Below are 10,328 nucleotides of genomic sequence, written 5' to 3'. Positions count from 1 at the left end.
AGGCTTTACAAGAAACTTTTCAACTACTTTTAACGCCAGATTTGAGAAATTATCAACAATGTTTAATCATCAGCCCAGTTTAAGGGTTGAGCCTATTTTTATTCGCTGTCTTGTTTAAAAAGACCTTTAAATTGTCATTAAATATTAATGATGCATCCAAATATATATTAATAAATATCATAGCATTTTTTGTTTATATGTATTGGGGACTTGGATATCACCCATAACCCCCGCTCGGCGTAGTGTTTTACTATGTCGTAGTTTTCGCCAATCTCATGATTGGCAAAATGCGATAGCATTTTATAAGGGAGTGTTAGGCGAAGAGTCATTTGTACCTAAAATAGATTCAGTTTTTAACTGAACAAAAGCTTTGCAAGGTTTCTATTGTGCAATAGTCTAAAAAAGCAGACATATTAATTTAAAAATCCGTATAACATTATCCATTAAAATATTTTATTGGAGGTCTTTTTTATTGCCTTTTATTTAACAACAAAATTTTATTCTATATGAAAAAGATAGTTTTTTGCATTCACATTTTTACTAGGCTATATTAATATATTAGCACAAGAAACCAATCTCATACCTCCTTCACCCAATGCTGCCCTTGCTTGGCGTAGTGTTTTTCACTACGTCAGTGTGTCAAGCCTTCTTAGAAGGCAACGCCTAGTCCGCAACGGATAGTGGAATATGAGTACACAACTTGGGAATAATTATAAAATGCGTTGCATTTTTGCAATGTAACATTGCAGTTCACTCTGACGTAGTGTAGGAACACTACGCCAAGCGAGGGGTACTATGGCCCAAGTGAGCAAATTAACTATTTTTCACAAAATGCAGAATACAATAGAAATAATTCAGACCCTAATAAAGGTCTATGGTTTAAAATGGAAGATGAATGGAAAAAAATAAAAGATACAAACCCTAGTGATGTATTTCAAATAGAAATTGTACCCTCTTTTTCTGGTAATAGTAAAAGACCTACAAGATTTAGAGTTGAAATGATTAATACGACAACTAAAGAAACAAAAATATGGAATATTCTTAATCCTTAAAAATAACTATTATGCAAAACGTCAATGAAATAGAAACTCAGTTTGTAGAAGCAGTATTTAAAGTTTATGATGGTATTGATTGGGATACTTTCAACTATGACATCTATTACATGTTTCCAGGAACTGGAAGTAAAATTAATTCTATTTTGCTAAAAAATAATCATGGTGTTTCAACGCCAAATATTTCATTGCTTGAACGCATGGAGATAGACGATATGATATTTCAAATAGATGACTATTATCTCGAATCACAAGGGTCGGATAGTACTCGTTTTAACAGAATTACTTATCGTATTTTTTCAGATGGTAGGATAGAATCGAAATATTTCTGGGATACAGAGTTTTACATTGAAGATTTACTTTCAACAGCAAGAAACACTGCTCAATGGTTAAATGACCGAATGTTGATGTTGATGTTTGAAGGGCAATTTAGAAAAAAGAGATGGGACTCCGCTATTTTTGAATTTACTGTAGCAGATGGACAAGTAAATTTTAAAGGAACTGCTTCAAACAAGCGTTATAAAAGCATACCTATTGATTTAGTTTTACCCACCCATGTTTGTGAAAGTATAGTTTATCACCACGAAGTCACAAACGAAGGAGAGCTAAAGGGCAGATGGAAAGCATGGAATAAACTAGTAATCCGAAGTCCACATAATGATATCGACCTTGATAAGGATGTGGATTATCTTTTGGAGTAAATTTTACATCCCTCGCTTGGCATAGTGTTACTACATTACACATTACGCCAAGCGAAAGGCATTTGTCAAAGTTATAAGTAACAACTACTAAACCAGACATTTTATCAAACCCATGAAATCTACTTTTACCAAAATCATCCTTTTCTACTTGCCTATTATGCTAATATTAATGGCTTGTGATGAAGAAATTATTATCTCTAAAAGTTCGCAAAGAAAAATTACTAAATTTAGTTTTTCGGGCTTAACACCTGTAGTTGATGCTACCATTGATGAAGCCAATAAAAAAATTACAGCTGTTGTTCCTGCTACGGTAGATATTAGCAAATTGATACCCACTATTACGGTATCTCTCAAAGCAAAGCTTTCACCAGAAACTGGTAAAGCACAGGATTTCAGTAATGATATTACTTATACCGTTACGGCAGAGGATGGTTCTACGGCTACTTATAAAGTACAGGTAAGCCGTACTAAATTATCGGCAAAAGATATTTTAAGTTTTTCATTCAATGATTTTTCACCAGCAGTCATTGCCAAAATAGATAATACTACCAAAACTATCACAGCAACTGTATCCAGCACAGCAGATTTATCAAAACTAAAAGCCAATATCACCGTTTCAGAACGAGCCAAAGTGACTCCTGCTTCTGGTACTATCTTAGATTTTTCTAAGCCAGTCAGCTTTACCGTCACAGCCGAAGACGGCAGTACACAGATTTACACGGCTACGATTACGAAAGAAGCCCCAGTATCAACCAGTACTTTACCAAGTTCTATTACTTACATATCAAATCCGTTTAGAGTGAGTGTGAAATCGACCATCAAATTGACATGGGAAAAAGGCATATTAATGAAAACAGTTGAAAACGATGGAACACGGATTATAGAGAAAACCTTTAAGAGAGATAAAAATGGCTTGATTACAGCAATTGAGACTAAATATGGTGATGGAACGGTATCGACAGAAACTTATACTTACAATGCAAGCGAAATGGCTATTATCGTAGGAAGAATGAGATATACTTATAACGATGATGGCTTCTTAATCCAAAGACTTACTTCTGGAGGTAATTTTGGAACAGATTCATTTGTAAACATCAAATGGGATACTCAATATAATGCTGCTAGCGAGACATACGATGGTTCTTTATTGAATACTATTACTTCGTTTTCCAACGTAAAGAATCCACTTTGGGAGATAACCAAACAAACACAATTTTTATTAATAGATACTTATAACTACAATACAACATTATTGTATTTAGGAGAAGAATTACCATTTTACTGGTCTTTAAAATATAGTTCAGGAGCACAGACAAGAGCAGATATTACTCCAACCTTAGATTCACAAGGTAGAATTACAAGAATTGTAGTAAACCAAGGATATGCACTTGCACAGGATATGTCTATTAGTTATGAGTAACTTAATCGTATTGTTAATCATTTTTGGAAATAATACCCCTATCGGGAGAAAACCAACTTGCAAAAAACAATTTCAAAAAAACAAAACTATTTAACATTATGGGAGCATGGGGACATGGTTACTTTGAGGACGACGCAGCCTTAGATTTTATGCAAGATATTGAAGATTCGGAAAATCCGAAACAACTATTTAGCGACGCTTTTGAATTTGCCATTGACTCTGATTATTTAGATTCAGATGATGCCAATTCAGTAATTGTAGCTTCGGCATACATTGATAGACAAGTCAATGGAACGAAGTTTTCTTCGCCAGAGCATGACGAGTTGTTGGAGGTGGATACTTTTCCTGAAAGAAATCCCGACATAGACTTTTCTACGCTTCGAGAAAAAGCAGTTATTGCTTTGCATAAAGTATTGGATGAAAGCTCCGAACTGAATGAACTTTGGGCAGAAAATGAAGAAGATTATCCTGCTTGGAAACAAGGAATAGAGCAATTGATTGAGCGACTTTCTGCGTAATTTTTAACACGTCCTTCGCTTGGTGAAGTGTAACAAACTACGCCAAGTGAGGGTTACTAAATAATTTTAATGGTAAATGGGAGAAAATAAAATAATGAATATGTTTCAACAATCTTTGCTAAAAAATGAACTTTCTAGTTTTATATGTGGTAAAGGTGAATATCTGGTAATTGATAGAGAATACGGTGGACATTGGTCATTAGGAAGCTATAAAAATTATATAGAACCAAATTTATCAGAAGGCATTTTACCTATTGAATTTTGGGAGAAACTTTCTTTAAGCTTTGATAAAGTTGATAATTTAAATATTTTCCTCGATAATCTTATAGGGTATTTTATTCCTTACTACAATTGTTCAGACGAAGATTTGAAAAAATATAGAGTCAGTAACACTCCCATTGAAATCGTAAATAAGATAAGAGAAATCCTAATACTTAATAAAGAAAGTCTATTAATTGACAATAGAGGAACTGGTATTGAATGGAACTCAAAAAGTGGGCTTTGGGGAGGAATAATTTCAAATCTTTTAATCATTAGAAAAAGAGGCGGACCAAATTTTTTAACAGATGAATTTATTTGAACAAGCAATAGAAAAAAATGAGCTACTGAACTTTGCATTAGGTAAAGATGAATACTTTGTAGTAGATAGAGATTGTGGTACACATTCTGTTATTTCCTCATGGATAAATTACATTTTGCCTTTATGCAAAACAAAAGGCAGTGATTATGTAAATATCGCTATTGAGGAAATGATAACGCAACTGGTTAAAGCAATTGAAATAGAAGAACCAAAAAGGAATGAAAACTTGCTTTATCAGCTTCACGTGTATTATTATCTTGACAGTGAAAAAAGAATAAAAGCCAGCCCTCTAACAAACTTAAATGTATTGTTAGAAAAATCACTTAATAATTATGTCAATTTATTGAATTCTAAGCATGATTCAAATGCGAATGCTTTCGTAAATGCAATTAATCTGATTAAATCAAGAGGAGGGCTACTTACAAAGATTATTTAATTCCCTCCGTTGGCGTAGTGTAGTAACACTATACCAAAGGAGGCATATTACTGGTAATGTTAATATATTGCAATTGCGAACACTATATGTAATAAGACCATGATTGAGTTTTCAGAAGCTATTAATTTTTTATTATTAGATTTTCGTCGGGAAGAAAATCTTTATTATTACTCAAATAAACCTTATACAGGATTAATAAAACAGATTAGCGGTTATTCAGATTATGATATCCTTTTATTACTTAAATGCGTAAATGGAAATCTTAATTTAGTATACAAAAAATACATTATCAATAGTAAATCTGAAAGGTATAAAAATTTTGAATACCTTGGTGAAGGTACAGAATTACATGGTTTTCTACATGGTTATTCCCTCACTAAGATTGGAGGACGTATAGATTTTCGGTTTGATGATTTTGATATACTTGTTGAAAAAAAACTAGTTGATGCTAAGGGTTACAGAGTTGACAAATGGTCATGGAGAATATTTGATGATATACCAAACATGGAAAACGAAATTTGGGTAGATAATAGAGAAGGTAATATGGAAGTAGGTGGTTATAAAAATGATACAGACTTCCTCCCATACTATACTCTACAAAATGAAATGCGAGAGAAAGTCATCAAAGAAGACAGACTTCCCTCAGCAATTAAATACATTGCCGGAGTAGATGTTGCTTATCATGAAGTTTTACAAAAAATGGTAGGTGGTATTGTAGTGCTTGATGCTGAAACGCTTGAAGTAGTAGAAACAGCATTGCACGAAATGGAAATATCGTTTCCATATATTCCTGGTCTTTTTTCGTTCAGAGAAATTCCACCTTTGTTAGAGGCATACAAAAAACTAAATATTAAACCAGATTTGATAGTCTGTGATGCTCATGGTTTAGCTCATCCACAGGGAGTGGGCATGGCAACACACTTAGGGATTGAATTAGACATTCCTACGATTGGTTGTGCAAAAAAAAGATTGGTAGGTTATTATGACAAAGAAGCTCTTGGTACACAAAGAGGAGATAGCCAAAGCCTTATTTGGGATAGTCAAGAAGCTGGGAAAGCACTCAGAACACAGGATAATATCAAGTCTATGTTTGTATCAATAGGTCATAAAATCAGTTTAGAAACTGCCTGCGAATGGGTATTGAAACTTTGTCCAAATTATCGCTTGCCAGAAACAACCAGAGCCGTTGACCATTTAGTAAACCAAGTTTTAAAAGAAAGAACTGACTTTAACCTATTTCCTGAAGATGATAATGAAGAAGCTTTTCAATAATTTCTACACTCTCCAATATATTTCACTCTGAGTAGTATAGTAACACTACCCTCGCTTGGCGTAGTGTTTTTCACTACGTCAGTGTGTCAGGCCTTCTTAGAAGGCGACGCTTAGTCTGCGACTGATAGAATAAGTATATAAGTAATAAGTACACAACTTGAGAATAATTATAAAATGCGTTGCATTTTTGCAATGTAACATTGCAGTACACTTTGACGTAGTGTAGAACACTACGCCAAGCGAGGGAATTATTGCAATTTTTGTGGCTGGAATGAAAATGTGTTCAGTACTAAGTTTGTTATTAATAGAACGTTTTTGAGCAAATGTTTCTAAAGTAAAGAAACATAAAAAAAAGAAAAGCAATTTTTTCATTGGAGTGTAAATTCGTTAAAAGATTATTGTGATAAAATATTCCAAATATACAAGCCTCACGTAAACAAACCCAATCCCTTAAATTTTTATAGGTATTCTTTTTCAAAACCGCTAAATTTGCAACTCTTTAGCAATTCGGCTGTATTTATGTTGTTTAGAAATTAGCCGACAAACAACCAACAATCTGTTTCATCATGATTCATTTCTTCGGGAGTCACTCCAGCACAGTTTATGCCGTGCAAACGCATGCCATTCTTTCAGATGAAGATATTCAAAAACTCTTTTGGCTTTTCAACAGTAAAATCGACCATACTTTTACTGTCGTAAATCAAGAAAATGCTACTTTGGAAGCTGTTTTTGTAGGGCCACGTGCAGCCATGATTACGCCATGGAGTACCAATGCTGTTGAAATTACCCAAAATATGGGTATTCAAGGAATTATTCGTATTGAGGAATTTACGGCAGTAGCGGAGGATTTTACTGATTTCGACCCGATGCTTTCGCAAAAATACACGCAATTACATCAAGGAATTTATACCATTAAGATTGAGCCTGAGCCAATTCTTGAAATTGATGATATTGCCGCTTATAACAAAGAACAAGGTCTCGCATTGAGCGAAGAAGAAGTTGGCTACTTGAACGGTTTGGCTGAAAGTTTAGGTCGTAAATTGACCGACTCAGAAGTATTTGGTTTCTCTCAAGTAAACTCAGAACACTGTCGCCACAAAATTTTCAATGGTACTTTTGTGATTGATGGAGAAGCAAAACCAAGTTCTTTATTTAAACTTATCAAGAAAACTTCTGAAACGAATCCGAACGACATCGTTTCTGCTTATAAAGATAATGTTGCCTTTATCAAAGGACCACGTGTTACACAATTCGCTCCAAAATCTGCCGACAAACCAGATTTTTATGCAGAAAAAGAATTTGATTCTGTCATTTCAGTAAAAGCTGAAACGCACAATTTCCCAACAACCGTAGAGCCTTTCAACGGTGCTGCCACAGGTTCGGGTGGTGAAATTCGTGACCGTTTGGCAGGTGGACAAGGTTCATTGCCTTTGGCTGGAACGGCGGTTTACATGACTTCCTACTCTCGTTTAGAAGAAAATCGTCCTTGGGAAAAAGCGGTTAATGAGCGTGATTGGTTGTACCAAACACCGATGGATATTTTGATTAAGGCTTCAAACGGTGCTTCTGATTTTGGTAATAAATTCGGTCAGCCATTAATTACGGGTTCTGTTCTTACTTTTGAACACGAAGAAGAATCTCGCAAATTAGGTTTCGATAAAGTAATTATGTTGGCTGGCGGTATTGGTTATGGGAAAGAAAGTCAGGCGATAAAGCAAAAGCCAAGCGTAGGCGATAAAGTAGTGGTATTGGGTGGTGAAAACTACCGCATTGGTATGGGTGGAGCAGCCGTTTCTTCGGCAGATACAGGAGCTTTTGGTTCAGGTATCGAGTTGAACGCTATCCAACGTTCAAACCCAGAAATGCAAAAACGTGCTGCCAATGCGATTAGAGGTTTGGTTGAATCTGACCATAATCCAATCGTATCAATCCACGACCACGGTGCAGGTGGACACCTCAACTGTTTGTCGGAATTGGTAGAAGAAACAGGCGGTTTGATTGATTTAGATAAATTGCCAGTAGGCGACCCAACGCTTTCAGCCAAAGAAATTATCGGTAACGAATCGCAAGAACGTATGGGCTTGGTGATTGGTGAAAAAGATTTAGCAACACTTCAACGTGTTGCAGACCGTGAACGTTCGCCAATGTACACCGTTGGAGATATTACAGGAAATCACCGCTTTACTTTCCAATCGAAATCTACAGGTGCTAAACCAATGGATTTTGCCATTTCGGAAATGTTCGGAAGTTCTCCTAAAATCGTGATGGAAGACAAAACCATTGAGCGTAACTACGCAGGTTTGTCATATTCAGAAACAGAAATTCCAACTTATTTAGCACAAGTATTACAATTAGAAGCCGTAGCCTGTAAAGACTGGTTAACCAACAAAGTTGACCGTTGCGTAGGCGGACGAGTAGCCAAACAACAATGTGCTGGGCCATTGCAATTGCCATTGAACAACGTTGGTGTAATGGCTTTAGACTTCAAAGGGAAAGACGGTATTGCTACTTCAATTGGTCACTCGCCAGTAGCAGCCATCGTTGACCCTGCGGCTGGTTCACGTACTGCCATTGCTGAGGCACTTTCAAACATCGTTTTTGCTCCTTTGAAAGACGGTTTAAAATCGGTTTCTCTTTCGGCAAACTGGATGTGGGCTTGTAAAAATGCAGGTGAAGACGCACGTTTATATGAAGCCGTAAAAGCTTGTTCAGATTTCGCTATCGAATTGGGCATCAATATTCCAACAGGAAAAGATTCACTTTCGATGAAACAAAAATATCCAAACGATGAAGTAATCGCTCCGGGTACAGTAATTATCTCGGCAGGAGCTCATTGTTCGGACATCAATAAAGTAGTTGAGCCAGTGCTACAACGCAATGGCGGAGCAATTTACTACTTGAACTTATCGAAAGATAGCTTCAAATTGGGTGGTAGTTCTTTTGCTCAAATCTTGAACAAAGTTGGGAAAGAAGTACCAACGATTCAAGATGCGGCGTATTTCAAAACAGCATTTAATACTTTCCAAGACTTAATCAAAGCAGATAAAATCGTAGCAGGACATGACATCGGTAGCGGTGGTTTGATTACTACTTTATTAGAAATGTGTTTTGCAGATGTAAACCTTGGTGCAAATATTGACCTTTCAGGTTTAGGAGAAAACGATACCGTAAAAGCATTATTCAACGAAAACATTGCCTTGGTATTCCAAGCAGACGCTTCTGTTGAAGCCGTTTTTGCTGAAAACAACATTACTATCGTTAAAATTGGTGAAGTTGTAGAAGGCAATACCGTTTCGGTGAAAAACAACGATACTTCATTTGATTTTGCCGTAGCGGAATTAAGAGATGTTTGGTTCAAAACTTCTTTCTTGTTAGATTCAAAACAATCGAAAAACGGAACGGCTTTAGAGCGTTATACAAATTATAAAAACCAAGCTTTAGCTTATACTTTCCCTTCGCACTTTACTGGAAAATTAACGGATAACAGTACGATTTCAGTTCGTCCGAAAGCAGCAATTATTCGTGAAAAAGGCTCAAACTCAGAGCGTGAAATGGCGAATGCGATGTATTTGGCAGGTTTTGATGTAAAAGACGTACACATGACTGACCTTATCGCTGGTCGTGAAACCTTAGAAGATATTCAGTTTATTGGTGCAGTTGGTGGTTTCTCAAATTCTGACGTATTAGGTTCGGCGAAAGGTTGGGCAGGAGCATTCTTGTACAACGAAAAAGCCAATGCCGCTATCAAAAAATTCTTTGCTCGTGAAGATACACTTTCGGTAGGGATTTGTAATGGTTGTCAGTTGTTTATGGAATTGGAATTGATTAATCCAGACCACGAAGTACATGGTAAAATGCACCACAACGAATCGCATAAACACGAAAGTATCTTTACTTCAGTGACAATACAGAAAAACAACTCAGTGATGCTTTCTACTTTAGAAGGCACTACTTTAGGCGTTTGGGTATCGCACGGAGAAGGAAAATTTGTGTTGCCTTACGGAGAAGAAAAATACAGCATTGTAGGAAAATACGGTTACGAAGCCTACCCAGCCAATCCAAACGGCTCAGACTTCAACACCGCCATGATGTGCGATGCCACAGGTCGCCATTTAGTAACCATGCCACACATCGAGCGTTCGACCTTCCCTTGGAACTGGGCAAACTACCCAGCCAACCGCAAAAACGACGAAGTTAGTCCTTGGTTAGAAGCGTTTGTGAATGCAAGGCTTTGGATTGAGGAGAAGAATAAGTAGGCTTCCCTTTATGAGTGTAATCTTTTAATAATCAATATATTACCAATAAAATAACCCCGAAAAAGTGTCAATATTGGCAATTTTCGGGGTTTT

At 36.2% G+C, this 10,328-nt stretch carries 8 protein-coding genes; all 8 read left to right on the top strand.

Features of this window, described 5'->3' with window-relative positions:
- Window positions 1-812: 812 nt before the first annotated feature.
- The gene (locus HNP25_RS21370; protein WP_310587191.1) at window positions 813-1,052 is read left to right on the top strand and encodes a DNA/RNA non-specific endonuclease; all 240 of its coding nucleotides are present in this window, start codon (window positions 813-815) and stop codon (window positions 1,050-1,052) included.
- Window positions 1,053-1,063: 11 nt separating this feature from the next.
- Window positions 1,064-1,753 (top strand): hypothetical protein, encoded by a 690-nt coding sequence (locus tag HNP25_RS21365; RefSeq protein WP_184137765.1) that lies wholly within the window; start codon window positions 1,064-1,066, stop codon window positions 1,751-1,753.
- 112 nt (window positions 1,754-1,865) lie between these two features.
- The gene (locus HNP25_RS21360) at window positions 1,866-3,173 is read left to right on the top strand and encodes a DUF5018 domain-containing protein (protein WP_184137764.1); all 1,308 of its coding nucleotides are present in this window, start codon (window positions 1,866-1,868) and stop codon (window positions 3,171-3,173) included.
- A 23-nt stretch (window positions 3,174-3,196) separates the two neighbouring features.
- A complete protein-coding gene (locus HNP25_RS21355) occupies window positions 3,197-3,691 on the top strand; it encodes a DUF4259 domain-containing protein (RefSeq protein WP_221432530.1) in 495 nt (164 codons plus the stop codon).
- 76 nt (window positions 3,692-3,767) lie between these two features.
- A complete protein-coding gene (locus tag HNP25_RS21350; protein ID WP_184137760.1) occupies window positions 3,768-4,271 on the top strand; it encodes a hypothetical protein in 504 nt (167 codons plus the stop codon).
- On the top strand, window positions 4,258-4,707 hold the full coding sequence (locus HNP25_RS21345; protein WP_184137758.1) for a hypothetical protein: 450 nt from the start codon (window positions 4,258-4,260) through the stop codon (window positions 4,705-4,707). The genes HNP25_RS21350 and HNP25_RS21345 overlap by 14 nt, the downstream gene beginning before the upstream one ends.
- A gap of 99 nt (window positions 4,708-4,806) precedes the next feature.
- A complete protein-coding gene (gene nfi, locus HNP25_RS21745) occupies window positions 4,807-5,979 on the top strand; it encodes a deoxyribonuclease V (RefSeq protein ID WP_221432529.1) in 1,173 nt (390 codons plus the stop codon).
- 566 nt (window positions 5,980-6,545) lie between these two features.
- Window positions 6,546-10,235, top strand: coding sequence for a phosphoribosylformylglycinamidine synthase (gene purL / locus HNP25_RS21335; protein WP_184137756.1), 3,690 nt, complete (start codon window positions 6,546-6,548; stop codon window positions 10,233-10,235).
- The last annotated feature ends 93 nt before the right edge of the window (window positions 10,236-10,328 follow it).

Source organism: Arcicella rosea (genome assembly GCF_014204325.1).
Lineage (GTDB): Bacteria > Bacteroidota > Bacteroidia > Cytophagales > Spirosomataceae > Arcicella > Arcicella rosea_A.
The sequence above is the reverse complement of the archived record's forward strand: the minus strand, read 5'-3'. Positions and strand labels throughout refer to the sequence as shown.